This is a genomic window from Nocardioides sp. NBC_00368 (assembly GCF_036090055.1).
GTDB lineage: Bacteria > Actinomycetota > Actinomycetes > Propionibacteriales > Nocardioidaceae > Nocardioides.
The window spans coordinates 1740248-1767105 of sequence record NZ_CP107970.1; the positions used below are offsets into that span (position 1 = coordinate 1740248).

28 protein-coding genes are annotated in these 26858 nt (G+C 70.8%); 10 read left to right on the plus strand and 18 right to left on the minus strand.

Features of this window, described 5'->3' with window-relative positions:
- Positions 1-40 precede the first annotated feature (40 nt).
- Entirely contained in the window at positions 41-1060 is a 1020-nt protein-coding gene (locus OG984_RS08315) for a LacI family DNA-binding transcriptional regulator (protein WP_328531116.1), read from the minus strand.
- A gap of 100 nt (positions 1061-1160) precedes the next feature.
- Between OG984_RS08315 and OG984_RS08320 the strand changes: the two genes are divergently transcribed.
- From OG984_RS08320 to OG984_RS08335, 4 genes are all read left to right on the plus strand, one after another.
- Positions 1161-1850 (plus strand): FadR/GntR family transcriptional regulator, encoded by a 690-nt coding sequence (locus OG984_RS08320; RefSeq protein WP_328531117.1) that lies wholly within the window; start codon positions 1161-1163, stop codon positions 1848-1850.
- A complete protein-coding gene (locus tag OG984_RS08325; protein ID WP_328531118.1) occupies positions 1847-2608 on the plus strand; it encodes a creatininase family protein in 762 nt (253 codons plus the stop codon). Before OG984_RS08320 ends, OG984_RS08325 begins: the two co-directional genes overlap by 4 nt.
- Positions 2609-2729: 121 nt before the next feature.
- Positions 2730-3704 (plus strand): alpha/beta hydrolase family esterase, encoded by a 975-nt coding sequence (locus tag OG984_RS08330; RefSeq protein ID WP_328531119.1) that lies wholly within the window; start codon positions 2730-2732, stop codon positions 3702-3704.
- Between the two features lie 5 nt (positions 3705-3709).
- Positions 3710-5251: an AbgT family transporter gene (locus OG984_RS08335; RefSeq protein WP_328531120.1), complete on the plus strand. Its 1542-nt coding sequence runs from the start codon at positions 3710-3712 to the stop codon at positions 5249-5251.
- A 27-nt stretch (positions 5252-5278) separates the two neighbouring features.
- Here the strand turns inward: OG984_RS08335 and OG984_RS08340 are convergent, their stop codons facing one another.
- From OG984_RS08340 to OG984_RS08395, 12 genes are all read right to left on the minus strand, one after another.
- On the minus strand, positions 5279-6340 hold the full coding sequence (locus OG984_RS08340) for an aromatic ring-hydroxylating dioxygenase subunit alpha (RefSeq protein ID WP_328531121.1): 1062 nt from the start codon (positions 6338-6340) through the stop codon (positions 5279-5281).
- 3 nt (positions 6341-6343) lie between these two features.
- A complete protein-coding gene (locus tag OG984_RS08345) occupies positions 6344-6574 on the minus strand; it encodes a recombinase-like helix-turn-helix domain-containing protein (protein ID WP_328531122.1) in 231 nt (76 codons plus the stop codon).
- Positions 6575-6611: 37 nt separating this feature from the next.
- Positions 6612-7574, minus strand: coding sequence for a PDR/VanB family oxidoreductase (locus tag OG984_RS08350; protein ID WP_328531123.1), 963 nt, complete (start codon positions 7572-7574; stop codon positions 6612-6614).
- Entirely contained in the window at positions 7571-9283 is a 1713-nt protein-coding gene (locus OG984_RS08355) for a thiamine pyrophosphate-binding protein (protein ID WP_328531124.1), read from the minus strand. Before OG984_RS08355 ends, OG984_RS08350 begins: the two co-directional genes overlap by 4 nt.
- A gap of 11 nt (positions 9284-9294) precedes the next feature.
- Entirely contained in the window at positions 9295-10080 is a 786-nt protein-coding gene (locus OG984_RS08360) for an SDR family oxidoreductase (protein ID WP_328531125.1), read from the minus strand.
- Positions 10081-10095: 15 nt separating this feature from the next.
- Positions 10096-10836 carry a 3-oxoacyl-ACP reductase family protein gene (locus OG984_RS08365; RefSeq protein ID WP_328531126.1) on the minus strand — a complete coding sequence of 247 codons (741 nt, stop codon included), beginning with the start codon at positions 10834-10836 and terminating at the stop codon, positions 10096-10098.
- Positions 10837-10839: 3 nt separating this feature from the next.
- Positions 10840-11364, minus strand: a complete 525-nt coding sequence (locus OG984_RS08370; RefSeq protein ID WP_328531127.1) for a cupin domain-containing protein — start codon at positions 11362-11364, stop codon at positions 10840-10842.
- A 57-nt stretch (positions 11365-11421) separates the two neighbouring features.
- Entirely contained in the window at positions 11422-12225 is an 804-nt protein-coding gene (locus OG984_RS08375) for an alpha/beta fold hydrolase (RefSeq protein WP_328531128.1), read from the minus strand.
- 7 nt (positions 12226-12232) lie between these two features.
- Positions 12233-13027 (minus strand): aspartate dehydrogenase domain-containing protein, encoded by a 795-nt coding sequence (locus OG984_RS08380; protein ID WP_328531129.1) that lies wholly within the window; start codon positions 13025-13027, stop codon positions 12233-12235.
- On the minus strand, positions 13024-13989 hold the full coding sequence (locus OG984_RS08385; RefSeq protein ID WP_328531130.1) for a VOC family protein: 966 nt from the start codon (positions 13987-13989) through the stop codon (positions 13024-13026). Before OG984_RS08385 ends, OG984_RS08380 begins: the two co-directional genes overlap by 4 nt.
- A 107-nt stretch (positions 13990-14096) precedes the next feature.
- Positions 14097-15587: an aldehyde dehydrogenase gene (locus OG984_RS08390; RefSeq protein WP_328531131.1), complete on the minus strand. Its 1491-nt coding sequence runs from the start codon at positions 15585-15587 to the stop codon at positions 14097-14099.
- Positions 15584-16960 carry an MFS transporter gene (locus OG984_RS08395; RefSeq protein ID WP_328531132.1) on the minus strand — a complete coding sequence of 459 codons (1377 nt, stop codon included), beginning with the start codon at positions 16958-16960 and terminating at the stop codon, positions 15584-15586. The genes OG984_RS08390 and OG984_RS08395 overlap by 4 nt, the downstream gene beginning before the upstream one ends.
- A 158-nt stretch (positions 16961-17118) precedes the next feature.
- On the opposite strand from OG984_RS08395, the gene OG984_RS08400 reads away from it, so the two are divergent.
- Entirely contained in the window at positions 17119-17679 is a 561-nt protein-coding gene (locus tag OG984_RS08400) for a MarR family winged helix-turn-helix transcriptional regulator (RefSeq protein WP_328531133.1), read from the plus strand.
- A gap of 75 nt (positions 17680-17754) precedes the next feature.
- On the opposite strand, the gene OG984_RS08405 is transcribed toward OG984_RS08400, so the two are convergent.
- Complete coding sequence (locus tag OG984_RS08405; RefSeq protein ID WP_328531134.1) at positions 17755-18450, minus strand: type 1 glutamine amidotransferase domain-containing protein; 696 nt, start codon at positions 18448-18450, stop codon at positions 17755-17757.
- 94 nt (positions 18451-18544) lie between these two features.
- Between OG984_RS08405 and OG984_RS08410 the strand changes: the two genes are divergently transcribed.
- The 3 genes from OG984_RS08410 (at position 18545) to OG984_RS08420 (ending at position 21247) form a co-directional block, all read left to right on the plus strand.
- The gene (locus OG984_RS08410) at positions 18545-19438 is read left to right on the plus strand and encodes a LysR family transcriptional regulator (protein WP_328531135.1); all 894 of its coding nucleotides are present in this window, start codon (positions 18545-18547) and stop codon (positions 19436-19438) included.
- Positions 19439-19463: 25 nt separating this feature from the next.
- The gene (locus tag OG984_RS08415) at positions 19464-20282 is read left to right on the plus strand and encodes a sulfurtransferase (protein WP_328531136.1); all 819 of its coding nucleotides are present in this window, start codon (positions 19464-19466) and stop codon (positions 20280-20282) included.
- An 83-nt stretch (positions 20283-20365) separates the two neighbouring features.
- Positions 20366-21247: an NAD(P)-dependent oxidoreductase gene (locus OG984_RS08420; protein ID WP_328531137.1), complete on the plus strand. Its 882-nt coding sequence runs from the start codon at positions 20366-20368 to the stop codon at positions 21245-21247.
- Here OG984_RS08420 and OG984_RS08425 read toward each other — a convergent pair.
- Positions 21236-21652 carry a VOC family protein gene (locus OG984_RS08425; RefSeq protein WP_328531138.1) on the minus strand — a complete coding sequence of 139 codons (417 nt, stop codon included), beginning with the start codon at positions 21650-21652 and terminating at the stop codon, positions 21236-21238. The two genes, OG984_RS08420 and OG984_RS08425, sit on opposite strands and share 12 nt — an antisense overlap.
- A gap of 50 nt (positions 21653-21702) precedes the next feature.
- Positions 21703-22416 (minus strand): TetR/AcrR family transcriptional regulator, encoded by a 714-nt coding sequence (locus tag OG984_RS08430; protein ID WP_328531139.1) that lies wholly within the window; start codon positions 22414-22416, stop codon positions 21703-21705.
- 425 nt (positions 22417-22841) lie between these two features.
- Between OG984_RS08430 and nhaA the strand changes: the two genes are divergently transcribed.
- The gene (gene nhaA, locus OG984_RS08435; RefSeq protein ID WP_328531140.1) at positions 22842-24725 is read left to right on the plus strand and encodes a Na+/H+ antiporter NhaA; all 1884 of its coding nucleotides are present in this window, start codon (positions 22842-22844) and stop codon (positions 24723-24725) included.
- Here the strand turns inward: nhaA and OG984_RS08440 are convergent.
- Positions 24722-25261: a DoxX family protein gene (locus OG984_RS08440; protein WP_328531141.1), complete on the minus strand. Its 540-nt coding sequence runs from the start codon at positions 25259-25261 to the stop codon at positions 24722-24724. The genes nhaA and OG984_RS08440 overlap by 4 nt on opposite strands.
- 91 nt (positions 25262-25352) lie before the next feature.
- On the opposite strand from OG984_RS08440, the gene OG984_RS08445 reads away from it, so the two are divergent.
- Positions 25353-26219 carry a hypothetical protein gene (locus OG984_RS08445; RefSeq protein WP_328531142.1) on the plus strand — a complete coding sequence of 289 codons (867 nt, stop codon included), beginning with the start codon at positions 25353-25355 and terminating at the stop codon, positions 26217-26219.
- Between the two features lie 3 nt (positions 26220-26222).
- On the opposite strand, the gene OG984_RS08450 is transcribed toward OG984_RS08445, so the two are convergent.
- Positions 26223-26858, minus strand: coding sequence for a TetR/AcrR family transcriptional regulator (locus tag OG984_RS08450; protein ID WP_328531143.1), 636 nt, complete (start codon positions 26856-26858; stop codon positions 26223-26225).

A 26858-nucleotide genomic window follows, 5' to 3' on the forward strand; every position in this document is an offset into this window, starting at 1 on the left:
ATCAGAAGCGACGCAAGAACTTGACAGAACGTAATTAATTTCAGGACTTTGCGCGCTGACTTGCAGGTCCGGTCGACCGCCGGACCACCAGCTCGCCCTCGAAGAGGAGCTCGTCGACCGGTCCGAGCGTGCCGTCGATCTGGCTCACCAGGAAGTCGACCGCCGCGCGGCCCATCGCCTCGATCGGCTGCCGGATCGTGGTGAGGGGCGGGTCGGCGCAGGCCATGAAGGCGGAGTCGTCGTAGCCGATCACGGAGACGTCCGCCGGGGTCGACAGCCGGGCCCGGCGGACCGCCCTGACAGCTCCCAGCGCGAGCGGGTCGCTGGCGCACACGATCCCGGTCACGCCCGCCTCGATCAGCCGCGCCGCGGAAGCCTGCCCGCTCTGGAGCGAGTAGAGGCTGCGTACGACCAGGTCCTCGTCGAACGGCACCCCGGCCCGGTCGCAGACTGCCCGGAAAGCGGCCAGCTTGCGCTCGGAGGGCACGTGGTCGCGCGGGCCCAGCACCAGCCCGATCCGTTCGTGTCCCAGCGCCAGCAGGTGCTCGGCAGCCTGCTCCATGGCGTCGGCGTCGTCGCAGACAACCCGCGGGAACGGCAGATCGTCGATGGCCGCGTTGATCAGCACGACCGGAAGGTTGCGCCCGGCCAGCCGGTCGTAGTGGGCGTGGTCGGCGTCGCGTTGGGCATAGGTGCCGCCGGCGAAGACCACGCCGGCCACCTGCTGCTCGAGGAGCAGGTCGACGTACTCCGACTCGGTCACGCCGCCGGCGGTCTGCGTGCACAGCACCGGGGTCAGCCCCTGTTGCGCCAGGTTGGCGCCGAGGACCTCGGCGAGCGCCGGGAAGATCGGGTTCTGCAGCTCCGGGAGCACGAGGCCGACGAGCCTCGCCCGCTCGCCGCGCAGCTTCACCGGTCGCTCGTAGCCGAGGACGTCGAGAGCGGTCAGCACCCGCTCGCGCGTCGCCTCGGAGACTCCCGGCTTGCCGTTGAGCACCCGGCTCACGGTCGCCTCGGAGACCTTGGCGCGGGCGGCCGCATCGGCAAGACGTCTACTCATGAACGCAAGAATATAACTGCTTTACGCAAGCCGTCTGCAAGCAGCGGGATCCACCGACCTTCCTTGACGACGGATTCAATAAGTGATTTAGTCACTTACTGTGACCAGCAACACATCATCGCTCTCTGAACGCATCGCCGACGGGATCGTCGCCATGATCGAGGCCGCGGGCCTGGAGCCGGGCGACGCCCTGGCCTCCTCGCGCGAGCTCGCCAAACGGTTCGAGGTGACCACACCGACGATCCGGGAGGCACTGCGCCGTCTCGAGGCCACCGACGTCATCCGCTTCCGGCACGGCTCGGGCACCTACGTCAGCGGCGGGGTGAACCGGCGGCTGCTGGTCAACCCCCATGTCTCCGAGTCCCGCAGCGAGTCGGTGCTCGAGCTCCTCGACGCCAGGATCGTGCTGGAGCCGCCGGTCGCGGCGGCAGCCGCCGCGGCGCGTACCGACGACGACCTCGCCGCGCTGACGCTCTCGGCCGACAACTCGCTCAAGCCGCAGTACGCCGACGAGCGCCCCGAGCTGCACTTCCACGTCGCGCTCGCCGGCGCCTCCGGCAACCTGCTGCTGCGCGAGACGATCGAGGCGCTGCTGCAGGTGCGAGCCCGCGACCAGATCGAGATCCGCCACCGCTACACCGACCGCGACCGGGACCACGCCGACCACCTCCGGATCGTCGAGGCCGTACGCGACGGCGACGCCGACGCCGCCGCCGCCCTGACCCGTGAGCATCTGCTCGCGATCCGCGAGGCGATCGCCGCCACCCTCGGCACGGAGCAGCCCCGATGACCGCGAGGCTCGCGGAGATGACCACCCTCGAGGCCGCGCGGTCGGCCGAGGGCGGGACCGTCGTGGTGATGCCCGTCGGCGCGTTCGAGCAGCACGGCGCCGGGCTCCCGCTGGCCACCGACCAGATCCGCGCCGAGGCGCTCGCCGACGCCGTCGCCGAGGCGCTCCCGGGCAAGGTGGTCATCGGTCCCGGCGTACCCGTCGGCGTCTCGCCCCACCACCAGGCCTTCGCCGGCACGGTGAGCCTGCGGCCGGCGCTGTTCGCGGCCGTCGTGCGGGAGTACGTCGAGTCGCTGGCCGCCCACGGCTGGCGGCGCTTCCTGGTGATCACCGGCCACGGCGGAAACAACGCCACGCTCGGCACCCTGGCTCAGGAGCTGCTGCGCGACCGCCCCGACCTGGAGCTGGCCTGGACCCCGGTGACGACGCTGGCCAAGGACAGCGTCGGCCGCATGGAGCTGAGTGAGATCTCCGGTCACAGCGGCGAGGCAGAGACGGCCCAGATGCTGCACGTCGCCCCCCACCTCGTACGCCACGACCTGCTCGCCCCGGGCACGACCACGCCGGACGAGCTCGATCCGCTCGCCCGGCTGGCCCGCTCGGTGAGCCAGCCCACGGTGGCCCTTCCCTACGACCGCCTCTCCCCCACCGGCGTGCTCGGCGACCCGCGCCGCGCCACCGCCGAGGACGGCCGCGCCATCCTCAACGAGGCCACCGACCGCATCGTCGCCTTCATCAAGGAGTGGCTCGACACCTAGATCAGTCACGACGGGTGGTCTCGACAAGCTCGACCACCTTTCACCACCGGGACGCGCACCGCGTCGCCGGGCGATCCAGCACACCCGAAAACGCACCGATCTGCCCCGAAGGAGCACCCCCATGTCCCCACGACAATCCCGCTTCCTGGCTCCGGCCGTCGCGGTCACGGCGGTGGCGGCGCTGTCCTTGGTACCGACCGCCACCACCGCCCTGACCCGCACCTCCGTCCAGGACCAGGCCGCCGGAGGGACCGCGCCCTGCGCCAAGCCCACCGAACAGGAGTCCGACAGCAGCCAGAAGTACGAGCTGACCAGCGGCGATCTCGAGCGCAGCTATGTTCTCCGCCTCCCGGAGAACTACGACCGCCGCGCCGACTGGCCGCTCATCGTCGCCTACCACGGCCGCGGCAGCACCGGCGTCGAGGTCGAGGGCTACTCCGAGCTCTCCGACCTCCCGGCGGTGGTCGCCTATCCCGACGGTGCCATCGGCACCGGCTCGGGCTACCGCAAGGCCTGGCAGGGCGCTCCCTACGAGGCGCCGGGCGTCGATGACGTCGCCTTCACCCGCGACCTGCTCGCCGCGATCGAGGCCGACCACTGCATCGACACCTCCCGGGTCTATGCGACCGGCAAGTCCAACGGCGCCGGCCTCACGGCCCTCCTCGCCTGTCAGCTGCCGAACACGTTCGCGGCCATCGCCCCGGTCGCCCCGGCGCTCTACCCGGGCGCCCGGGTCGGCTGCGAGGAGGCTCCGCCGACACCGATCCTGGAGATCCACGGCGTCGCCGACGCGACCATCCCCTACGCGGGCGACGCCGACCGCGACCTGCCCGCCATCCCCGAATGGGTGCAGGGCTGGGCCGACCACAACGGCTGCACCGCCTCCACCACGCGCACCAACCGCGACATCGAGACCACCCGCTGGACCGGGTGCGACCAGGACGCCGAGGTCGCGCACGTCGCCGTCGACGGCGGTGGCCACGTCTGGCCGGGCGGCGACATCTACTCCGGTGGCGGCCACGTCACCCACACCATCGAGTCCGCGACGGTGATCTGGGACTTCTTCTGCCGCCACCGCCTCACCAGCGAAGGGTGACTGACATGACCAGCACCGCAACCCCGACCGGCAGCGAGCGACTGCCGTGGATCATCCGCGCCATGGGCGTGGTCGAGCGCGTCGGCAACGCCCTGCCGCACCCGTTCTGGCTCTTCTGGATCCTCGCCGGGATCCTCGCCGTGATCAGCGCGATCTGCGCCGCCGCGGGCGTCTCGGTCATCTCGCCCGGTGACGGCGAGAGGGTCGTCGTCCAGAGCCTGCTCAGCGGCGAGGGCCTGGCGATGGCCACCTCCACGATGGTCTCCAACTTCGCCGAGTTCCCACCGATGGCGACCATCGTCGTGGTCATCATGGGCGTCGCCGTCGCCGAGCGCACCGGCTTCCTCACCGCCGCGATGAAGACGGGCATCTCGCGCGTACCGGTCGGCTGGGTCGTCTTCGCCGTGGCGTTCACCGGCACCGTCGCCCACGTGGCCTCGGCGGCTGCGTACATCATCCTGGTGCCGCTCGGCGGTCTCGCCTTCCGCGCCGTCGGCCGGTCCCCGATCCTCGGGATCGTGGTCGCCTACACCGCGATCGCCAGCGGGTACGACGCCAGCCCGATCCCGACGCCGAACGACGCGATCTTCGCCGGCATCACCACCGCCGCGGCCCAGATCGTCGACGAGAGCGCGTACGTCTCCCCCGTCAGCAACTGGTTCTTCAACATCGCCTCCTCGGTGCTGCTGGCCGCGGTGATCACCCTGATGACCAAGTTCGTGCTCTCCAAGCGGCCCGACCTGGACGCGGACGAGGATGCCGACGACGGCGACTTCGGGTCCCTCGAGCTCGACGGCCGTGAGCGCCGGGCGCTGCGCTGGTCGCTCCTGGCGCTGCTGGCCGCGATCGTGGTGATCGCCGCCGTCGTGATCCCGCCCGCGTCCCCGCTGCGCGGCGAGGACGGCTCCCTGACCGAGTCGCCGTTCCTCACCGGCATCGCTGCGATCGTCGCGGTGCTCTTCGGGATCGCCGGCATCGTGTACGGCACGCTGTCGGGCTCGATCACCAAGGCCGGCGACGTACCGGCGCTGATGGGCCAGGGGATCAAGCAGATGGCGCCGGTGCTGGTGCTGTTCTTCGCGATCGCCCAGTTCCTGGCGTACTTCGAGTGGTCCCACCTCGGCGACGTCCTCGCGGTCAACTCCGCCGAGGCGCTGGAGACCAGCAACATCCCGGTCTGGGTGGTGTTCCTGCTCGTCCTGGCGCTGCTCAGCGTCGTCAACATCATGGTCACCAGCGGTTCGGCGATGTGGTCGATCGCCGCGCCGGTCCTGGTGCCCATGCTGATGCTGCTCTCGGTGCCGCCGGAGACCACCCAGGCGCTGTTCCGGATCGCCGACTCCGGCTCCACCGCCATCACCCCGATGAGCCCCTACTTCGTGATGGCCCTCGGCTTCCTGCAGCGCTACCGCAAGGACGCCGGCATCGGCACCCTCGCCTCCTACACGCTGCCGCTGGCCATCGCGATGAGCCTCGCCTGGACCGCGCTGTTCTTCCTGTGGTGGGCGCTGGGGATCCCGCTCGGCCCGGGTGCTCCGGTCCGCTGACGCACTGGCCTTCCGGCCGGGCTCGCCTCAGGCGCGCCCGGCCGGAACCGGCTCCGGTGAAGGCGACGGCCCGAGTGCGGCCGCCTGCTCCTCGGCGAGCTTCCTGTAGAGCCGGCGCAGCCGGACGACACCGAGGTCGTGCTGGTAGAGATTCTCGGCCTGGTCGGCGTCCTCCGCCATCGCCTCGAGCATGACCCGGTCCTGCTCGAGCACATGCCAGTGCCGGGCCTCGAGCCTGGTCCGGTAGAGGAAGCGCCACACGTCGCGCTCCCAGCCGCTGACCTTCCGGTAGCGCCAGAAGAAGACCGCGGTGGTGCCCGCGTCGATCGGGGTGCCCATGCCGACGATGCCGAAGGAGCCGCCGGGGCCTGCGGTCGGCGGGTACGGGATGGAGAGGTCGACCCAGTCGATGCCGGTGCGGCAGAACTCGACCCAGTCGAAGTTCACGCCACGCTGGTCGGTCTTCTCGAAGAAGAAGCCACGGTCGGTCTCGCGGATCCGGAACCTCGCCTCGGTGTCACCGCCGAACATCGAGTGCGACTCGCGGTGCAGGAACGCGCCGTGCATCGGGTCGAGCAGGTTCTCCATGGCGTAGCGCCACGGGGTGTCCCACTCGGCGTAGCAGAGGAACGAGGAGATCTCCTCGTCGACCAGCGGGTCCGGCAGTGCGACCGGGGCCGGGTCGGGGTGCTGCTCGTCGCCGATATAGGCGAGGATCGCGCCGCCCAGCTCCTGCAGCGGCGGGCTAGGGACGAGCGTCTTGCCCTCCAGGTTGCAGCCGGGCAGGCCGGGCACGGAGACGACCTTGCCGGTGCCGTCGACCTGGACGCCGTGGTAGGCGCAGGCGATCTTGCTGCCGAGGTGCTGTCCCTGCGAGAGCGGCGCGCCCCGGTGCGGGCAGCGGTCCTCGAGCATCCGCAGGGTGCCGTCGGACTCCCGGAACAGCACCCAGTCGATCCCGAGCCGGCGCACTCGATGGACGCCGCCCTGCGGCACCATGTCGGAGGGGCAGATCGCGTACCACTGGTTGCGCAGTCCGGTTGCGAGAATCTGGTCCGCGCTCAGCTGTCGTTTGACCATCGGTCCCATGGCTCAGTCCTCCTGCTTCCCCGCCGCGGCGAGCTCGGCGATCGCTGTGGTGAATCCCTCGGGGGTCCACGGACCACCGCCGGGGGCCGGGATGCCGAGCTCGTTGAGCCCCTCGACGAGACCCGGCAGGTCGTGCCGGCCGCCACCGAAGACCTCTTCGATGGCACCGGCGAGCTTGGTCTCCCAGGGGGTCGTCTCCGCGACCGCCGCCTGGATCGGCGCTAGATAGCCCATTGCTGTGTTCTCCCTCGTGTGCAGTCGGTACGGCGCGTCAGATGTCGAGCGCCAGCTCGGGGGTCCGCGCCCGGGAGACGCAGATCATCATGGTGGTGCCGGACGCCTGCTCGGTGTCGCTGAGCAGGGAGTCACGGTGGTCGGGGGTGCCGGCGAGCACCTTGGTCTCGCAGGTGCCGCAGATCCCGTCGCGGCAGGAGCTCGAGACCGCGATCCCGGCAGCCTCGAGGGCGTCGATGACCGGTACGTCGGCGGGCACCTGCACGACCCGGCCGGAGCGCCGGCAGTCGACGGCGATCGGCTGCTCGCCGTCGGGGTCGACATCGATCTGCTTGGCCTTGAACCGCTCCACCTGGAGGGTCCCCTCGGGCCAGCCGGCGGCGTGCTTCTCGACGGCGGCCAGCAGCCCTTCGGGTCCGCAGCAGTAGACCAGCGTCCCGGGGTCGGGGGTCGGCAGCGCGGTGGCGAGGTCGAGCCGTCCGTGGGTCTCCTCCGGGATGACCTTCACCCGGTCGCCGTACGTGGCCAGCTCGTCGAGGAACGCCATCGAGTCCTCGCGACGGCCGCCGTACCAGAGCTCCCAGTCGGTGCCCTGCCGCTCGGCCTCGGTGAGCATCGCGAGCAGCGGGGTGATCCCGATGCCGCCGGCGACGAACACGTAGCGCTTGGCGGGGAGGAAGTCGAAGTTGTTGCGGGGACCGACCACGCGCAGCCGATGCCCGGGGCGCAGCCCCTCATGGACGTACTCCGAGCCGCCGAGGGCGGCGTGCTCGCGCAGCACCGCGACCCGGTAGCTGCCGCGGTCTGCGGGGTCACCGCACAGCGAGTACTGCCGCACCAGTGACCCCTTCAGGGTCAGGTCGACGTGGGCGCCCGGGCTCCACTCCGGCAGCGGGTCGCCGCCGGGATGGACGAGCCGCAGCGACAGCACGCCGTCGGCCTCCAGGGTCATCTGCTTGACCAGGAGCTCCAGCTCCTGCTCGTCGGTGGTGACACTCATGACGACCTCCTCTTGGTCCGGTCGGGAACCTTGACCGGCGGTGTGAACGGCCGCGGCATCGGGCCGAAGGACTCCAGGTCGACCTCGACGAGCACGGGGCCACGCCGGGCCACCGCCTGCTCGAGCTCGGTCGTGGCCTCGGCGGCCGTCCCGATGCGCTGGTAGGGCAGCCCGAGCGAGCTCGCGAGCCCGGCGAAGTCGGGAGTGGTCAGGTCGACGCCGGCGCGGTCGACGCCGCGCGCCTCCTGCATGTTGCGGAGCACGCCGTAGCCGCCGTCGTTGAAGACCAGCAGCACCAGCCAAGGGCGCTCCTGGGCGAGCGTGAGCAGCTCACCGAGATGTACGGCCAGGCCGCCGTCGCCGGCGATGACGACGGTCGGTTCGTCGTGGCGGCCCATCGCGGCGCCGAGTCCCATGCCGAGTCCCTGGCCGATCCCACCACCGCGTGGGAAGACGTTGTCCCGAGGATCGTAGATCTCGAAGAGCCGGTTGCCCCACGACGAGGACGCGATGGTCACGTCGCGGGCGAGCACGGACCGCCGCGGCAGCGCGGTACGCAGCGCGTCGGCGAGCACGGCGTGGTCACCGAGCCCCTCCCGCTGGGTCGCACGTACGTCCTGCCGTGCCCGGGTCACCCGAGCCCGCCACTCCCCCGCGACCCGGGCACGCTCGCGTACGACGTCGGTGATCGCGGGCAGCACGTCGCGGGCGTCCCCAGCGACACCGGCCGCGATCGGGAAGACCCGTCCCAGCGCGGCCGGGTCGAGATCGACCTGGACGTGCACCGGCGGAAGCACGAGGTCGTAGTCGCGGGTCTCGTTGGACCGGAAGTGGGTGCCGATGCTGAGCAGCAGGTCAGCCTCGGCCAACAGCTTGCCGCCGCCTGGGGTGGCGCCGTAGTTGCCGACCACGAGCGGGTAGTCCTCGGGGACCGCGCCGCGCCCGGAGTTGGAGGTCAGCAGACCGGCGCCCCAGGTCTCGACCAGCTCGGTCAGCTCGGCGCCGGCGTCGGCGACCCCGCCGCCGGCCCAGATCAGCGGCCGCTCGGCAGCGACGATCAGCTCGGTCAACGCGTCCAGGCCGGCCGGCTTCGGAAAGACGGCAGTCTCCTCGCTCACCTCGACGATCTCGACGACCTCGCGCTGCGGCAGGTACTGCAGGTCGATGGGCCACTCGACACTCACCGGGCCGCCGGCCCGGCCTCGCCCACCGAGCGCCCGGTCGACGGCGGCTCTCAGGATGCCGGCCGACTCCTCGAGCGAGGGCACGGACACCGCGTCCAGCGAGACCGCCTGCAGCATCCCCAGCTGGTCCTTGGTCTCGTGGATGAAGCCGCGCCCCGAGCCGAGGTAGGCCGACTCGACCTGCCCGGTCACGTGCAGCACCGAGGTGGCCGAGCTCAGCGACTCGATCAGCGAGCCGGCCGCGTTGCCCGCCCCGGTTCCGGTGCTGGTCAGCGCGCAGCCTAGACCGCCGGTCGCCCGGGCGTAGCCGTCGGCGGCGTTGACCGCGCTCGCCTCGTGGCGGACCGGCACGAACCGCAGCTCGCGCGAGACCGCTTCGACGAGCGGCAGGTTGTGCACCGAAATGACGCCGAAGACGGTGTCGACGTCCACCTCTCGGAGCACCGCGACGAGCAGGTCGCCGCCGTCGGCGTACGTCACCACATCCGGAGCTTGAATTGTGGGGGCGGTGGTCAGATCAGTCATCTCGGTTCTCCTCAGGCCACGTAGCGGGCAACGCCGCCACACACGTCGAGCGCCGCGCCGGTGACGTACGAGGCGCGCGGGGACAGCAGGGTCACGACCATCGCGGCGACCTCCTCGGCCCGGCCGAACCGACCGAGCGGGATGCCGCGGTCCGCGGCGAGGTCACGCTCGAACCCCTCGTACGAGGTCGCGTGCTCGTCCGCCTCGAATCGCCGGCGCCATTGGCCGGTGTCGACCAGCCCGAGGCAGACGCTGTTGACGCGGATGTCCGGGGCGTACTCGGTGGCCATCGACTTGGTCAGGTTGAGCAGCCCGGCACGGGCGGCAGAGGTGGTGACCAGCCGCGGTTCGGGCTGACGGGCGAGCACGGCGTTGATCGTGACGATCGCGGCGGCGTCGGAGGCCCGCAGGTGCGGCAGCGCCGCGCCGGTGACGCTGAGGACGCCGCCGAACTTCAGGTCGAGCTCGTCGCGGAAGTCCTCCACGGTCGCGCGGTCGAGCCCGAGCATCCGGGACTGGCCGGCGTTGTTGACCAGCCCGTCGATCCCGCCGAACCGAGCGGCCCCGGCCTCGACCAGCGCGGCGACCTGGTCGGCGTCGCGTACGTCACAGCTCATCGCGAGCACCCGGTCGGCGGGCGCGCCGAGATCGGCGAGCGCCTTCTCGAGCACGTCGAGACGGCGTGCGCAGGTGATGACGTTCGCACCCTCCTCGAGGAGGGTGGCGACGGTCGCGAGACCGACGCCGGAGCTGCCGCCCGTGACGAGCACGGTGCGATCGGCGAGATGGAGATCCATGATCTGTTGGTCCTGTCAGTGGAAGACGAAGCCGCCGTCGACGACGAGCTGCTGGCCGGTGATGTAGGCGGCCTCGGGGCCGAGCAGGAAGGCCGCGGCCCCGACGACGTCGGCGGGCTCCTGGTCCCGGGTCAGTGCCCGGTTGTCGCGGTAGAGCTGGTGGCGGTGCTCGGGGATCTGCTGTGCGGCCTCGGTGGTGGTGAGGCCGGCGGCCAGGGTGTTGACGGTGATCCCGTGCGGGCCGAGGTCACGCGCCATAGCCCGGGTCAGCGCCGCGAGGCCACCCTTGGAGGCGATGTAGTGGGCGAGGTTGGCAGAGCCGTAGAGCGCCGAGTCCGAGCCGATGTTGAGGACCCGGCCGCGGCCGGCCTCGATCATCCCCGGGACGACCTCCCGGCTGACCAGCCACGGCCCGCGGAGGTTGACGGCCATCAACGAGTCCCACTCGGCGGGGTCGATCTCGTGGACCGGCTTGCCCCCGACCCCGTCGGCGCGGGCGGCGTTGTTGACCAGACCGTAGACAGGCCCGGTCTCCTTCACCATGGCCCGCACCGAGGCGTGGTCGGTGACGTCGACCGGCACGGTCGAGACGTCGTGGCCCTCCGCGCGGAGGGTGGCTCCGGCCGTCTCCAGCCAGTCCTCGCGGATGTCCGCGAGCCAGACCCGGGCACCGGCCCGGGCCAGGCGCCGGGAGATCGCCAGCCCGAGGCCGCGACCCGCGCCCGTGACCAGAACCGGTGCACCGTCGAGACTCATGGGTCAGTCCCGGGTGACGCCGTGCATCGCGGAGGTCTCCGGGTACGTCGGGACCTGTGGCTTCTGGGCGCCGATGATCACGCAGAAGAGCGCGTCGGTGTCGCCGTTGTTCTTCAGGCTCCGCGGCACGCCGGCCGGCACCACGATCATGTCGCGGTAGCCGAGGGTGCGCTTGACGACCTGGCCGTCGCGGTGCACGCCGACCTCGACCTCGCCCTCCAGGACGAAGAAGGCCTCTTCGGCGTCGTGGTGGGTGTGCTCGGGGCCCTCGCCACCCGGGGGCAGCAGCATGTTGGAGAAGGTGAAGCCCTGGGACTTGATCGTGCGGTTGTCGTTCTCGTGGTTGCCGGTCGCACCGGAGCCGACGTAGCGGATCTGGGCACGCTTGAACTGGTCGCCCGCCTTCGCCTGGAAACCCAGGGTGTCCCAGTCCTCGTGGCGCGAGGCGCGGGTCAGGATGATGGAGTCGGTGAACTCCTCCAGGCTCTCGGCCGTCTCGTACGTGAGCGGCTGCTGGGTGATCGACATGGGTCGTTCCTCTCTTGCTGTGTTTCGTTCTCGGGTTGGGCTCGGGGATCGGGACGGTCAGCCGTAGAGGCGTTCGACGATCCCGACGAAGGAGGAGAGCCAGGCGTTGAACGCCTCGGGCGACTCCTGGTTGGCCAGGTGGCCGGCGCCGCGCAGCGTCACCAGGACGGCGTCGGGGATGCCGCCGGCGAGGGCCTGCGACTCGGTGATCCCGGTGACCTGGTCCTGGTCGCCGCAGAGCACCAGCGTCGGGGTGTCGATGGCGGCGAGCTCCGGCGTCAGGTCGGTGGCGGCCATCGACTCGGCGGCGAGGCCGTAGCCGGGCAGCCTGATCGAGTCGCGCATCGTGGCGACGACCCGGTCGACCAGCTCGCCCGGAGCATCGGAGCTGACGAGCCGTGGCCCGCGGCCGCCGGCGAAGGCAGCGCTGCCCGCCGAGCCCAGCTCGGCGGCGCGCGTACGCATCGCCGCAGCCTTCTCCGCCGAGGTGCCGGAGCCCCGGCTCGCGTCGGCGAGCACGAGGCTCCGGACCAGCTCGGGCCGGCGGGACGCGAGCCGGACCGCGATGACCCCGCCCCAGGAGACACCCAGGACGTGGACCGGGCCGGCTGCTGCGTGCTCCTCGATCACGGCGGCCGCCGCGTCGGCGAACCCGTCGAGGTCGAGAGAGCTCTCGGGGTCAGCGGAGCGGGCGTAGCCCGGGGCGTCCCAGGCCAGCAGCCGGAACTCGCCGGCGAGCGCCGCGACCTGGGGCGCGAACGAGGCCGAGCTGGACCCGATCCCGTGCAGGCACAGGATGGTCGGGCCGGTGCCGACATCCTCGACGTGGACCCCGGTGGCACGGAGCGTGGTGGTCGTCATCGCGGCCTCAGATGATGCTGACCGCGCCGACCGGGCGGCCGACGAGCATGGACAGGGACCGGACCACGGCCCGCGAGACGACACCACTCGTACGCGGGTTGGCGGCCGAGGGGTGGTTGCGGATCTCGAAGCGGTAGCTGCCGGCGTCCGCGTCGGCCTCGATGACATGGCTGGTCAGCTCGGCGGCCGGGTCGGCGACGAGACGCACCTCGACCAGCGCCAGGTCGCCCACGGCGAGCCCGACGGTGGCCGCGACGTTGAGCGAGCGCGGAAAGTAGCGCGCCGCCTCGGCGGCCGATCCCTCGAAGATCGTGGTCGGCTCCGTGGTGGCACGGACCCGCTCCTGGGTCTCGTCGTCCATCCACGGCTGCAGCAGGGTCGCAGGCAGCTTGGTCGTGGTCACCGACGCGCTGTGCACGGCGCCGTGGCTGGCGGCGCTGACCAGCAGGTCGATGCCCCCGATGGCACCGGAGGTGATGAACATCCGCCCCGGACCGGAGGCCCTGAGCCGAGCAACCAGCTCCTGATCGGCCAGCGCTCCGGCCGAGGTGATCAGCAGGTCGCGGCCCGCCTCGAGGATTTCGGCGCCGTGCCGGGAGACCACAACCTGACCGGCGCACTCCACGATCACGTCGCTGCTCTCGATCGCCTTGGCGAGCCTGATCTGCGGCACCGGGCACTCGCCGACCGGGGTGTCGTTGACGACTCCCACGACCTCGACGTCCTCGACCGCTCCGCCCACCAGCGCCTCGATCACGGGCCGGCCGATGGCTCCGGCGCCGATGATGCTGATCTTCGTCATCGGGCCACCTCCACCAGGTCGCGGGCGTTCGCCGGCGCGTAGGACGCGGCCAGCTCCGGACGGTCGGCGAACACGCCCGTGTCCTCGATGCCGGCCATGTGGCGGCGTACGTCCTTGGACGGCGGGCCCGCCGTTCCCCACAGGTCGGAGAGCTCGGGGACCCGGCGCCACACCTTGCACAGCCACTGGTCCTCGACGACCTGGGCGACGTCCGAGGTGTACTCGCACACCAGCCCGGCCGGGTCGGCGAAGTAGGAGAAGGTGTTGTTGCCCGGGCCGTGGCGGCCGGGGCCCCACAGCGGGGTGACGCCCTGCTGCTTGAGCGAGCCGATGCCCCGCATGAAGTGGTCCATGCTCGGCATCTCGTAGGCGACGTGGTTGACGGAGGTCCAGGCGGCCTGGTTGAAGGCGATGCTGTGGTGGTCGGTGTTGCAGCGCAGGAACGCCATCTGGTGCTCGGACCAGTCCGAGACCCGCATCCCGAGGACGTCGGTGTAGAACGCCACCGCACGGTCGATGTCGACCGTGTTGAGCACGACGTGCGTCACCCCGATCGGGACCGGCCGGTCCCGGTCGAGCGGCTTCACGGCGTGGACGTCGGCGACAAGCTCGATCACCCGACCCTCCGGGTCGGCGAAGCGGATGCCGTAGCCGCCGCCCGCCTGGTCCAGGGCACCCGGCTCGGTGAGCATCGGGATGCCGCGCAGAGCGAGCCGGCGGGCGGCCTCGTCGACCTCGGCCGGCGTACGCACCGCGAACGAGATGGCACCGAGACCGTTGCGCTCGGCGCGGGTCAGCTGCAGGACGTGGTGGTTCTCCCCCGTACCGCGCAGCCAGGTGTCGTCGTGGTCCTGCTCGACGACCGAGAGGCCCCAGACCTCGGAGTAGAAGTCCGTCGACTCGGTGAGGGTCGGCACCTGCAGCTGGACGCTGCGCAGCGAGTGCAGTGTTGCGATCGACATCCCGACTCCTTTCTCTTAGTGATTAATATTTAAGTGCTTAGGCTTTTTCGTGTCAAGAGGAAACCGTGGCCCAGATCACCTCGAGGCCCTCGTCGTGACGCGCTGGGTCAGCCGACCCAGGGGTGCGGGGCCTCGTCGAGCCCCCAGTAGAGGCTCTTCTGGCGCGTGTACTCCGCGATGCCGCGACGGCCCTTCTCGGTGCCGAGGCCGCTCTCCTTCATCCCGCTGAACGGGGTGGAGATGCTGAACTGCTTGTAGGTGTTGATCCACACCGTGCCCGCGTCGATCCGGCGGGCCACCCGCCACGCGGTGCGGTAGTCACGGGTCCACAGGCCGCACGCCAGCCCGTACACGGAATCGTTGGCGCGTGCGACGAGGTCGTCCTCGTCGTCATAGGTGAGCACCGAGAGGACCGGGCCGAAGATCTCCTCCTGGCAGGTCGGAGAGGAGTTGTCCAGGCCGGCGATGACCGTCGGCAGGTAGTAGGCACCGGCGGCGTACGCGTCGCCCTCGGGCACCGCACCGCCGACCAGCACCTCCCCGCCGAGCGCGCGGGCGCGCTCGACATGGCCGGCGACGCTGTCGCGGTGCCGGTGATGGACCAGTGGTGCGACCCGGGTGGCGGGGTCGAGCCCGTGGCCGACGCGCAGCCGCGCGACCGCCTTGACCAGGCGCTCGAGGAACTCCTCGGCCCGAGCAGAGGGCAGGAAGAGCCGGGAGCCGGCGATGCAGCTCTGCCCGGAGCTGGAGTAGATACCGAACAGGATCCCCGCGATCGCGGCCTCGATGTCGGCGTCCTCGAAGACGATGGTCGGCGACTTGCCGCCGAGTTCGAGCGTGACGGGCATCAGCTTGTCGGCGGCGGCGTGGGCGATGAGGCGGCCGGTCGTCGTCCCTCCGGTGAAGGAGACCTTGCCGACGCCGGGATGGCGCACGATCGCGTCACCGACGACCGAACCCCGACCGGGCAGCACGGAGACGAGGCCGGAGGGCAGCCCGGACTCGGTGATGATGTGACCCAGGGCGAGCGAGACCAACGGCGTCCACTCGGCCGGCTTGAGCAGCACGGCGTTGCCGGCGGCGAGGGCGGGCGCGATCTTCTGGGCGTCGCTGGCGATCGGCGAGTTCCAGGGCGTGATCGCTCCGACGACCCCGATCGGCTCGTGGACGCTCATCGTGAGCGAGCTCCCCCGTGGTGCGGTCAGCTCCTCGTCGAAGGTCTCCAGCGCGGCAGCCACATAGCGGAAGGTGCCGGCGGCACTGGCGACCAGCGCCGAGGTCTCGGTCAGCGTCTTGCCGGTATCCCGGGTCTGCAGCCGGGCGAGACGCTCGGCCGAGTCCTCGATCCCGTCGGCGATCCGGTGCAGGTGACGCGCCCGCTCGTGCGGGAGCCGCCTGGCCCACACCGCGGCAGCCTCGGCCCCGCGGGTGACCGCCTCGTCGACGTCGGCCTCGGCGGCGTGGTGCACCGTCGTGATCACGCTGCCGTCGGCGGGGTCGATGCTCTTCGACCCCGGTCCGCCGCCGCGACGCCACTCCCCCGCGATCAGGATCTCGTCGGCCGGGACGACCACGTCCGCCAGGTCCACAGCACTCACTGGGAGATCTCCTCCAACGTACGCTCCCGCGTCTCGACCGCGAACACGACCGTGGTGAGCGCGCCGACGACAGCGACCGCACCCATCACGACGAACACGTCGGCGATCGAGAACCCGCGGCCGATCAGGCCGCCGACGACCAGCGGGCCGACGATGATGCCGAGCCGGCCGAATGCTCCGCCGACACTGACGCCCAGCGCCCGCATCCGGGTCGGGTAGAGCTCTGCGGTGTAGACGTAGAGCGCGAGGTTGACCGCGAAGATGCACATCGCCGAGGCCGCCGACCAGACCAGCACGGTGCCTGCACTGGTCGCTCCGGTCGAGGCGAGCACGAACAGGGTGGCCGCGCTACCCAGCATCGCGACCGTGATCGCCACTCGGCGCCCGACGATGTCGATGGTCAACGCGATGACGACGCAGCCGAGGATGCCGGCGACGCTGGTGGCGACGCTGTAGCGCAGTGCGGTGTCGACGTCGAGATGGAAGACCCGGCCGTAGATGGTGGGCAGCCAGGCAGCGATGCCATAGTTGACGAAGTACGCCGTGAGCCAGGCCGTCGCCAGCATCAGCGTGCGCCGCAGGTAGACGCCCTGGAACAGCTCCGAGAGACGGGCCCGGCCCTGCCGGACCGCCGGCGCCGCGCCGATCGCGGGGGCGGGCAGCTCCCCCTTCTGCGCGGCGACCTCCGCCTCGATCCGGCGCGTCGCCTGGTCGGCCTCGTCCAGTCGACCGCGTGCGGCGAGCCAGCGGGGCGACTCGGGGACGCGACGCATGAACGGCACCAAGATCAGCGGGATGGCGCCCAGCGCGAACAGCCAGCGCCACCCGAAGGCAGGAACGACCCAGGCCGCCACCAGCGCCGAGGCCACCAGGCCGGCGGGGAAGATCAGCTCGTAGAGCAGCACGAAGCGACCGCGGCGGTGGGCGCGGGTGATCTCGCCGATGTACGTCGCCGCGACCGGGACCTCCGCACCGAGGCCGAAGCCCTGGACGAACCGGAGCACCAGGAAGATCCAGAGCGTGGAGGTACCTGCCATCAGCAGGCTCATGACCGCGTACAGCACCAGCGACCCGATGAGGACCGGGACTCGGCCGACCCTGTCGGCCAACCAGCCACCGGCCAGCGCGCCGAGCAGCATCCCGATGCCGCCGATGGCGATTGTCCAGGCGATCATGCCGGGATCGAGTCCGAAGAACGGGATGAGCACCGGCAGCGCGTAGGCGATCATCAGCTGGTCGAAACCGTCGAAGAAGGTGGCCACGCCGACCAGAACGCGGGTCTTGACGTGCCAGCGCGAGAGCGGAAGTCGCTCGAGCCTGGCACTGATCTGCTCCGCCGTGACAGCCGGCGGCACCGGGGTGATGTTGACCATGTGAGGGGAACTTTCGGTTCACAGCACTCGACAGGCATAATTGCTAAGTGCTTAATCGTTAAGTCCTAAGAGTGTGCGGTGGATCACGATCCGCCGTCAACCCCCTTCGTGTTAACTTCCTGTCTCGCCGAGCCCGAGCCGACTCGTACACTGCGACCATGAGTCACACCGGATCCGGCGTCAATCAGCCCTCGGGCGGCGATGACGCGGTCGACGCGATCGTCTCCCAGTGGACACACGAGCGCCCCGACCTCGACCCCTCTCCCATCGCGCTGTTCGGGAGGGTCCACCGGATCTACCTGCGCTACCAGTCGGTCCTGACCCAGGTCTTCGGCCGTCACGACCTCAACTCCGCCTCGTTCGACGTCCTGGCCGCACTGCGCCGCGCGGGCGCGCCCTACCGCAAGGCCGGTCGCGATCTCGCGAGCGGCTCGCTGCTCTCCTCGGCGGGCGTGACCTTCCGGCTCGACCGCCTGGAGGCGGCCGGGCTCATCACCCGCCAGCGCGACGCCGAGGACCGGCGCGTCGTCTACTCCCAGCTCACCGACAAGGGCCTCGAGCTGATCAATCGCGCCATCGAGGACCACCTGCGTGCGGAGAACGCCCTGCTCCACCACCTCACCCGGGAGGAGCGCGACGAGCTCGCCCGGCTGCTCAGCAAGCTCGAGCGCTCCATCATCGAGGCCGACTTCGACGCCGACGGCGAGGTCGCCTCCTGAGACATCGACTACGGCCCGGGACCGCGCGGCGAGGAGCCACGCGGCCGCCGGGCCGCAGTCGTCGTGAAGGTGTGATCAGCCGAGCCGCTCCAGGAGCGCCTTCGCGGTCGAGACGCTCGACTGCGGGTTCTGGCCGGTGATCAGGGTGCCGTCGACGACGACGGTGTCGCTCCACGGCTCACCGGTCTCGACGATGCCGCCGGCAGCGCGCATCCGCTGCTCCACGGAGAACGGGATGCTGTCGCCGTAGCCGCCCTGCTGCTCCTCGGTGTCGGTGAACCCTGTCATCCGGCGCCCGCCGAAGAGCCAGCCGCCCTCCCCCGTGGCGGCCAGGAGACCGGCGACGCCGTGGCACAGCGCCACGACCGGGCGGCCGGCGGAGTCGGTGGCGGTCAGGATCGCGGCGAGCGCTGGGTCCTCGACCAGGTCCGCCATCGGGGCGTGGCCGCCGGGGATGTAGACGGCGTCGTACGCCGACGAGTCGATGTCGGCGAGCGAGAGCGGGTTCGCCAGCTGCTCCTCGAGGGTGGCGAGGTAGGCACGGAAGCGCTCGGCGTCCTCGGGCTGGACGCCGCCCTGCTCGCTGAGCGAGAGCGCGTCGACGGTGGGCTTTTGGCCGCCCGGAGTGGCGATGTCGATCTCGACGCCGGCTCCGGCGAGCGTCTCGTGGGAGGCGGCGACCTCCTCGGCCCAGTAGCCGGTCGGGTGCTCGCTGCCGTCGGCGAGGACGAGGGTGTCGGCCGCCGAGACGACCATCAGTACGCGTGTCACGAGTTGTTCCTCCAAGTTGTGGTTTGGTGATGACCTAACGACGACTCTGCTCCGCCTCACTCCCGACGCCAGCCGGGAGGTCATAATGATTTCTATGACCTCGCTCGATCTCTGGGAAGCGTTCGCGCACGCCTACCGGGAGCGCTCGATCAGCGCCGCGGCGCGTCGGCTCGACCTCTCCCAGCCGGCGGTGACCGCCCGGATCCGCAAGCTCGAACACGAGCTCGGCGAGACCCTCTTCGAGCGCTCGCGGACCGGACTGGTGCCGACGGAGCGGGCCGACGCTCTCGCCGCCCGGATCACCCCGCTGGTCGACCAGCTCCGCAGCGCCGTCGGCACGGAGCCCCCGATCGGCCCCGCGAGCGTCCGGATCGGCGGCGCGGCCGACGTGATGGCTGCCCGGATCGTGCCCGCGCTGGCGCCTCTGGTGCGCGACGGGCTCGACGTGTCGGTGGCCACCGGCCTCGCCCAGGATCTCCTCGACGACCTCGCCTGCGAACGTCTCGACCTCGTCGTCTCCTCCGTACGCCCCGGCGACGAGCGGCTGCGGTCGACCGCACTTGTCGATGAGGAGTTCCTGCTGGTCGCGGCCCCGGCGATCGCGGCGCGGATCGATCCCACCGAGCTGGCGCAGGACCCGGTGCGCGCACTCGCCGCGGTCCCGCTGGCGGCCTACTCCCCCGACCTCCCGATCATCAGGCGCTACTGGCTCACCGAGTTCGACGAGCGCCCCACCAACCGCACCGCGCTCGTCCTCCCCGACCTGCGCGGCATCCTCCGCGCCGTCGTCGCCGGGGTCGGCGCCTCGGTCCTGCCCCGCTACCTGGTCGACGGAGCACTCGCCGACGGCACTGTCGTACGTCTCCACGAACCCAGGCTCGGTCCGCTCAACACCCTCTGGCTCGTCACCGGGACCAGTCCGTCACCGGCCATCGTCCACGTCTGCCGACATCTGGGCGCCGAAGCCGCCGGATGGGCGAGCACCTGACCGCATTCCTGAAAGAATCGGCCCTGTGAACGTACTCATCAGCGCCGACGAGCTCGCCACCGAGCTCGCCTCCGACCGGCCCCCGGTCCTCCTCGACGTACGCTGGCAGCTCGGCGGCCCGCCCGGACACGAGTCCTACCTCGAGGGCCACATCCCCGGCGCGGTCTACGTCGACCTTGACACCGAGCTGGCCCGGCACGGCGAGCCCACCGATGGACGCCACCCGCTGCCGGAGCTCGCCGACCTGCAGGCGGCCGCTCGCCGCTGGGGCATCTCCGAGGGCGACAGCGTGGTCGCCTACGACGCCGTCGGCAACACCTCGGCCGCCCGCGCCTGGTGGCTGCTGCGCTGGGCGGGCATTGCCGACGTACGTCTCCTCGACGGCGCACTCGGCGCCTGGACCTCCGCGGGCCACCCGCTGACCACCGCCGACGTGGTGCCCGATCCCGGCACGGTGACACTCACTGCCGGACACCTGCCCGTGCTGCCGTTCGAGCACGTCGAGGCGTACCAGGGTGTTCTGCTCGACGCCCGCGCCGCAGAGCGCTACCGCGGCGAGGTCGAGCCGGTCGACCCGAAGGCCGGGCACATCCCCGGCGCCCTCTCCGCGCCCACCGTCGACAACCTGGCCGCCGACGGTCGCTTCCTGCCCGCGAAGGAGCTCCGCGCCCGCTTCGACGCCCTCGGGGTCGAGGCCGGTGCCCCCGTGGCCGCCTATTGCGGCTCGGGCGTCACCGCCGCCCACCAGGTCGCCGCCCTGGCGATCGCCGGCTACGACGCCGCGCTCTTCCCGGGCTCCTGGAGCCAGTGGAGCAACCACGACCTCCCGGTCGCGACCGGCTGAGCCGTGGCCAACGAACACCCTTGACCTCAAGTCAACTTCATCTTTCAGGATGGCAGCACACCACGAGAGATGGAGTTGAGATCATGACGGACATCAACGACCGACCGGCCGTCACCGTGATCGGGATGGGCAACATGGGATCGGCGGTCGCGCGGGCATATCTCGAGCGCGGCTATCGGACCACGGTCTGGAACCGGACGGCGGACAAGGCCGAGGCGCTCGCCGAGGCTGGCGCCAAGGTCGCTTCCACCGCGGCGAAGGCGGTGGCGGCGAGCCCGCTGACGGTCCTCAGCCTGCTGGACAACATCGCGGTCGAGGACGTCCTCGACTCCGTCGGCGCCGCCGCGGCGGGACGCACGCTGGTCAGCCTGACCAGCGGCTCACCGGCACAGGCGCGGGCCAACGCGGCCTGGGCGGTCGAGCACGGGGCTGCGTACGTCGACGGGAAGGTCATGGGCGACCCGCCCGACGTCGGCACGTCCAGGATCTCACTGGCCTTCAGCGGTGACCGGGAGACGTTCGACGCCGTGGAGCCGGCGCTCGCCGAGCTCGGCTCCCTGACCTACCACGGGCCCGGCGCCGGCTTCGCCGCCGTCGAGTTCAACGCGCAGGTCGCGGTCGGCTACGAGTTCCTGATCGGATTCCTGCACACGCTCAGCCTGGTCGAGGCCGAGGGCATGGACCTGGAGGCGTTCACCGAACGGGTCGCGGGATCCCTGAACGGCTACGCCGGTCTGCTGCGGTTGATGGCGGGCGCGATCAAGAGCGGGACGTACGGCCCCGACCTCGGCTCCCTCGACGTGCAGGCCGCGCTGATGGACGACCTGATCGGGCACCGGGAGTCGACCGGCGTCGAGGCGGTGCGGATGCGGGAGGTGAAGTCGCTGATGGACCGCCGGATCGCCGAGGGCCACGGCGATCAGGGATTCTCCAGCATGTTCGAACTGCTCCGGCTAGGAGCCTGACGCCTGCGCCTCCTGGGCTGCCACCTCGGCCTCGGAGCGCAGCACGCAGAACGGGTTGCCCTCGGGATCGGCGAAGATCACCCAGCCGCTCCCGGGGCCGTACTTCCCGCGGTGGTCGGCGACCAACGTCGCTCCCAGGCCCAGCACGCGCTCCACCTCCTCGTCACGCGTGCCGGTGCGCGGGCGCAGGTCGAGGTGGATCCGCTTGGCGGGCAGCTCCTCGTCGGGCACCTCGATGAACAGCAGCCGGTGGCCGGTCTCCGGGTCGAGGATCATGCACTCCTCGTGACCGGGGAGGTTCGGGTCGCCGTCCACGTCGACGTAGCCGAGCAGCTTCTTCCACCACTCCGAGAGCGTGTACGCGTCGTGGCAGTCGATGGTCGTGTGCGAGACGAAGAGGGCCATACCCACATCGAAACCCACCCGTGGACCTGAGTCCACCGGGTTTCGGCGCCTCAGACCGGCTCGGCAACCTTCTCGTCGATGAACTGCGGGAGCAGGTCGATGGCGATCGGTGCGGCCGCGTCGATCTTCTCCTGCGGCACGTCGCAGATCCGCAGGCAGGTCGCGGCGATGGCCCACGCCTCGCGGCACGGGATCTTGCGGTCCGGGTCCTCGGTGCGCATGTTGATCACGCCCTCGACCTGCTGGATGAGCAGGTCACCCAGCTGCTTGCGGCTGACCGTCGAGCGCACCGTCTTCGAGGCGACCTCGCTGGCCAGGTCCGCGTAGTGGGCGGCCAGCTCGGCGTGCTCGTTGCGGAACTCGTCGTAGACCTCGCACTTGGCCACGTCGGGCAGCTGGTAGAGCATGCCGACGTTGTGCGGCACGTCTGCGAGGGTGCGTACGTCGACGAGGACCAGCAGGTAGAGCGCGGTCTCGAAGTCGAGCGGTGGCACGCGGTTGAGGATCTTCTCCACCTTGTCCGTGGTCGGACGGACCGACCGGCGGAGCAGCTCGCCGAGGATCTCGTCCTTCCCCGCGAAGTGGTAATAGAGCGATGCCTGGCGGATGCCGACCATGTCGGCGATCTCGCGAGTAGACGTCGCCGCGAAACCCTGGGAGACGAACAGCCGCGATGCGGCATCCAGGATCTGGTCTCGCGGTGAGGTCGTACCTGAGTCGGGAACATGCCTAGGGCGGCCGGGCCGAGAACGCCTAGTTGTCATGTTGCCCATCTAACTCCCGTCCGGACTTTCAAGGAAGACTTGAAAGGACTTTATCCTCTACAAAATATGAGCCATAGGGCCTATTGGACATAGTTCGATCGGGCTATGTCCACGATGTGTGTGTTTGTGCCCGTCAACACCCGGACACGTACACCGGAAGCCCCCATGTACGACTGAGCACCGGGTCGCGCCACTTGCGTCTGCGCTGTCATCCGGCTGTTACCCGCCGTCACAGGTGCTAACGACGATGTGGGTGACAGGTCACGCATCTGTTGGATATCCGTGTAACGCCTGTGGCGACCGCCACATGATCTTCGCCTGACCCGCTCGACTCGTCAGAGCTTGGATCCTCCGTGCTCCGCCGGACCGCGCCCGAGACTCGGCCAGGTGACCCCGGGGACCCGCGAGCCGCCTACCCTTGTTCCGTGGGGAAACAGCAGACCAAGTGCCGGCGTGACGACGACCTGACCGGACAGCTCGGCACCACGCTGCGGCACTTCATGCATCTGGAGTCGACGAGCGCCACGCTGTTGGTGATCGCCTCGCTGCTCGCGCTGGCCTGGGCCAACTCACCGTGGTCGCACGGCTACGAGCACCTGTGGGAGACGGTCGTCTCGGTGCGGTTCGGCGACGTCGGGCTCTCGATGGACCTGCACCACTGGGTCAACGACGGCCTGATGGTGGTCTTCTTCTTCGTCGTCGGCCTGGAGGTACGCCGCGAGCTCGCCGTCGGCGAGCTCACCGACCGCCGCCGCATGGTGGTGCCGCTGATCGCCGGGGCGGGCGGACTGGCCCTGCCCGCGCTGATCTACCTGCTGCTCAACCCCTCCGGCGAGGCCGCACGCGGCTGGGGCGTCGTGATCGGCACCGACACCGCGTTCCTGCTCGGCATGCTCGCGCTGGTCGGGCCGGCGGTGTCGACGCAGCTGCGCATCTTCCTGCTCACGCTGACCGTCATCGACGACATCGTGGCGGTGAGCGTCATCGGGGTGGCCTACACCGACCACCTCGAGGTCGGACCGCTGGTCGTCGCCGGGCTCGCGCTGGTCGGCATCTTCGTGCTCGACCGGGTCAAGGTGTGGCGGGCCGGGCCCTACGTACTGCTCGTGCTGATCGCCTGGGTGGCCACCCTCGGGGCCGGCCTGCACGCCTCGATCGCGGGGATGCTGGCCGGGCTCCTGGTGCCGGCCGCCGAGCCGACCCGGGCCCAGATGGAGGTTGCGACCTCTCGGTTCCGGGCTTTCCGGCAGTCGCCGCTGCCCACGCTGCAGCGCGAGACCCGCGACGAGCTGACCCGCACGATCTCGGTCAACGAGCGGCTCCAGGAGTCGCTGCACGTGCCGACGAGCTATCTCATCGTGCCGGTCTTCGCCTTCGCCAACGCCGGCGTCGACCTTCGCGACGGCGTGCTCGGGGAGGCACTGAGCTCGCCCGTGACCTGGGGTGTCGTCGCTGGCCTGGTCCTCGGCAAGACCCTCGGCATCGGTGGCGGAGCGCTCGTGGCCACCCGGCTGCGCCTCGGCAGGCTGCCCCAGGGCGTCGGCGGCGGCCACGTCCTCGGCGGCGCGGCACTCTCGGGCATCGGCTTCACCGTCGCGCTGCTGATCACCACCCTCGCCTTCGACTCCGAGACGCTGCAGCGCGACGCGGTCGTCGGCGTGCTCCTCTCCGTCGTCCTCGCCTCCGCCCTCGGCTGGCTGATCTTCCAGCTCTCCGCGCGCTTCCTCGGCCAGCGCGACGCGGCGCTGCCCAAGGTGCTCGCGACCCCGGTCGACCCGGAGCGCGACCACATCTACGGCGACGTGGACGCCGAGGTGACCCTGCTCGAGTACCTCGACTACGAGTGCCCCTTCTGCGCCCGCGCCACCGGCACCGCCAACGAGGTCCGCGACTACTTCGGGCCCCGGATCCGCTACGTCGTACGCCACCTCCCGCTCCCGCAGCACCCGCACGCCGAGCTGGCCGCGGTCGCCGCCGAGGCCGCCGCACGGCAGGGCCGGTTCTGGGAGATGCACAAGCACCTCTTCGACCATCAGAACGAGCTCGAGCACAAGGATCTGGCCGGCTACGCCGGTGTCCTCGGGCTCGACGTGGAGCAGTTCCTCCGCGACCTGGAGGATCCGGCGCTGGCCGAGCACGTCCGCGAGGACATGGCCTCGGCCAACGACAGCGGCGCCCGCGGCACCCCGACGTTCTTCGTCGGGTCGCACCGCCACGAGGGCCGCTACGACGCCCGCACGCTCATCGCCGAGCTGGAGCGCGCCGCCACCGGTGAGTCCGCGCGGTTGGGGATGCGCTCGCGTCGTTAGGCGTCCGTGTCGCCGGCCGGCTCGGCGTCCTCGGCCCGCGCGTCCTGACGCTTCGGCCGCCAGAAGGCGGCGAGGAGGAGGGCGGTGCCGAGCACACCGCCGCCGAGCGCCACCGCGCCGCCGATCCAGCCGTCGTAGACGATGCCGAGAGCGGAGTCGAGCGAGATCGTCCCGGGGCCGGTGACGCCGAGCACGACCGCGACGACGGCCAGGATCATGACGTACTCCCAGCCCTCCTTGAAGACGAAGAACCCGTTGGGCCGGTGCGCGAGCAGGGCGGCGACGAGCATGACCCCGACCACGCCGGCCGCGGCGAGCGGGGTGATCAGACCCAGGATCAGCAGGACACCGGCACCGATCTCGGTCACCACGCTGGCCCAGGCCTGGAGCCTGCCGTGACGCAGTCCGAGACTCTCGAACCAGCCGGCGGTGCCGGCGATCTTGCCGCCCCCGCGCCAGTGGTTGACGCCGTGGGCGATCATCGTTCCGCCCACGGCGAGGCGGAGCAGCATCAGGGCCAGGTCGACGGGGTCCATCAGGGGTTTTCCTAGCTGTTGTGGGACTGGTCGGCCCAGCCTAGGAGGAGGCCGGGCACGATGCACGAAGGGACACCGTAGGCTCACCCGGATGCTGCTGCTCGGAGTCACCCTCGCCCTGGGCTCGGCGGTCGCCCACGCCGCCTGGAACACGGCGTCGAAGACCATCGCCCCCGCCGGCCGACAGGCGCTGTGGGCGGTGGCGATCGTGGAGTGCTGCCTGGTCGTCACGGTCACTGCGGTGGTGATGATCGTGCGCGGCCACGGCATCGCGGTCACGGGCGAGCTCCTCCTGCTCTCGCTCGGCAGCACCGCCATGCACGCACTGACCATGGGTCTGGTCCAGGTCGCCTACCAGGACTTCGACGTCAGCCAGATCTACCCGCTCTCCCGCGGTCTCGCACCCGTGGTCGTGGCGCTCACCGGCATGGTCGTGCTCGGGCAGTGGCTGAGCTGGGCGCAATGGGGTGGCGTACTCCTAATGGCGGCGGCGGTCGGGGCGCTGCTCTTCGAGACCGTCCGCACCCGGGGCTCACTGCAGGCGAAACCGCTGCTGTGGTCGGCGTGGATCGCGGTCTCGATCGCCGGCTACACGACCTACGACGGGTGGGCGGTCGTCGAGCGCGGCCTCGACCCGATCGCCTACTACGCGGTCGGCACGGTGATCCAGGTGGCGCTGTGGAGCGTGATCGTGCGGGGCAAGTACGCCGAGGGGCTGCGCCAGCTCCGGATCCACGCGCGGACCGTGGCCGTGCTGGCAGTGCTGATCCCCACCTCGTACGTCCTCAGCCTCTACGCCACCCTGCACGCCCCGGTCTCGCTGGTGGCGGCGGTGCGCAGCTCGAGCCTGATCTGGGTCGCGCTCTCCGCGGCGCTTGTCCTGCGCGAGCCGATCGGGAGGGTACGCGTCACCGCGACGGTCCTCGCCGCCGCGGCCGTGGTGGCGATGGTGGTCTGAGCCCTAGGCGTTCGAGGGGGCGAGCAACATCGGCATCAGCCCGACGACCTGGGTCCGCAGGTCCTCCAGGGCGCCGTCGCGACCGTTGAGGTGGCCCAGCAGCGCCTGCTGGAAGATGCCGTCGAACATCCCGTAGGCCACCGGCGCGGCGATCGCGGGCTCGGCGCCGGCGAGCGAGGCGTAGCGGTCCACGATCCGCGCGATCATGTCTTCCAGGCTCTGGTCGATCTGGGTGACCGCCTCGCGCAGGCTCTCCTCGAACATCGACTGCGAGCGCAGGTCGTACCAGAGCCGGTGCATCGCGGCCTCCTCGACGATCGTCTCGACGAGCTTGTCGCCGAACCGCTCGGCGAGGTCGTCAGGTGAGGTCGCCTCGGCCACCACGCCGTCGTAGCGGTGGACGCAGGTCTCCTTGTAGTAGCGCACGCAGTAGACGATCAGCTCGAGCTTGTCGTTGAAGTAGTAGTGCACGACGCCGTGGCTGAACTCGGAGTTGTTGGCGATCTCGCGCAGGCTGGCCCGCGCGTAGCCCAGCTCCCCCAACGTACGCAGCGCGGACTCGGCGAGCGCCTTGCGGCGTTCGTCGTGCTTGTCGGCGGGCGTGCGGCGAGACGCCTTCGGAGCGGCGACCTGGGTCAT

Coding starts and splice junctions, on each gene's coding strand:
- OG984_RS08315 (WP_328531116.1), bottom strand. CDS start 1,060: ATGAGTAGACGTCTTGCCGATGCGGCCGCCCGCGCCAAGGTCTCCGAG.
- OG984_RS08325 (WP_328531118.1), top strand. CDS start 1,847: ATGACCGCGAGGCTCGCGGAGATGACCACCCTCGAGGCCGCGCGGTCG.
- OG984_RS08330 (WP_328531119.1), top strand. CDS start 2,730: ATGTCCCCACGACAATCCCGCTTCCTGGCTCCGGCCGTCGCGGTCACG.
- OG984_RS08335 (WP_328531120.1), top strand. CDS start 3,710: ATGACCAGCACCGCAACCCCGACCGGCAGCGAGCGACTGCCGTGGATC.
- OG984_RS08340 (WP_328531121.1), bottom strand. CDS start 6,340: ATGGGACCGATGGTCAAACGACAGCTGAGCGCGGACCAGATTCTCGCA.
- OG984_RS08345 (WP_328531122.1), bottom strand. CDS start 6,574: ATGGGCTATCTAGCGCCGATCCAGGCGGCGGTCGCGGAGACGACCCCC.
- OG984_RS08350 (WP_328531123.1), bottom strand. CDS start 7,574: ATGAGTGTCACCACCGACGAGCAGGAGCTGGAGCTCCTGGTCAAGCAG.
- OG984_RS08355 (WP_328531124.1), bottom strand. CDS start 9,283: ATGACTGATCTGACCACCGCCCCCACAATTCAAGCTCCGGATGTGGTG.
- OG984_RS08360 (WP_328531125.1), bottom strand. CDS start 10,080: ATGGATCTCCATCTCGCCGATCGCACCGTGCTCGTCACGGGCGGCAGC.
- OG984_RS08365 (WP_328531126.1), bottom strand. CDS start 10,836: ATGAGTCTCGACGGTGCACCGGTTCTGGTCACGGGCGCGGGTCGCGGC.
- OG984_RS08370 (WP_328531127.1), bottom strand. CDS start 11,364: ATGTCGATCACCCAGCAGCCGCTCACGTACGAGACGGCCGAGAGCCTG.
- OG984_RS08375 (WP_328531128.1), bottom strand. CDS start 12,225: ATGACGACCACCACGCTCCGTGCCACCGGGGTCCACGTCGAGGATGTC.
- OG984_RS08380 (WP_328531129.1), bottom strand. CDS start 13,027: ATGACGAAGATCAGCATCATCGGCGCCGGAGCCATCGGCCGGCCCGTG.
- OG984_RS08385 (WP_328531130.1), bottom strand. CDS start 13,989: ATGTCGATCGCAACACTGCACTCGCTGCGCAGCGTCCAGCTGCAGGTG.
- OG984_RS08395 (WP_328531132.1), bottom strand. CDS start 16,960: ATGGTCAACATCACCCCGGTGCCGCCGGCTGTCACGGCGGAGCAGATC.
- OG984_RS08400 (WP_328531133.1), top strand. CDS start 17,119: ATGAGTCACACCGGATCCGGCGTCAATCAGCCCTCGGGCGGCGATGAC.
- OG984_RS08410 (WP_328531135.1), top strand. CDS start 18,545: ATGACCTCGCTCGATCTCTGGGAAGCGTTCGCGCACGCCTACCGGGAG.
- OG984_RS08420 (WP_328531137.1), top strand. CDS start 20,366: ATGACGGACATCAACGACCGACCGGCCGTCACCGTGATCGGGATGGGC.
- OG984_RS08425 (WP_328531138.1), bottom strand. CDS start 21,652: ATGGCCCTCTTCGTCTCGCACACGACCATCGACTGCCACGACGCGTAC.
- OG984_RS08430 (WP_328531139.1), bottom strand. CDS start 22,416: ATGACAACTAGGCGTTCTCGGCCCGGCCGCCCTAGGCATGTTCCCGAC.
- OG984_RS08440 (WP_328531141.1), bottom strand. CDS start 25,261: ATGGACCCCGTCGACCTGGCCCTGATGCTGCTCCGCCTCGCCGTGGGC.
- OG984_RS08445 (WP_328531142.1), top strand. CDS start 25,353: ATGCTGCTGCTCGGAGTCACCCTCGCCCTGGGCTCGGCGGTCGCCCAC.
- OG984_RS08450 (WP_328531143.1), bottom strand. CDS start 26,858: ATGACCCAGGTCGCCGCTCCGAAGGCGTCTCGCCGCACGCCCGCCGAC.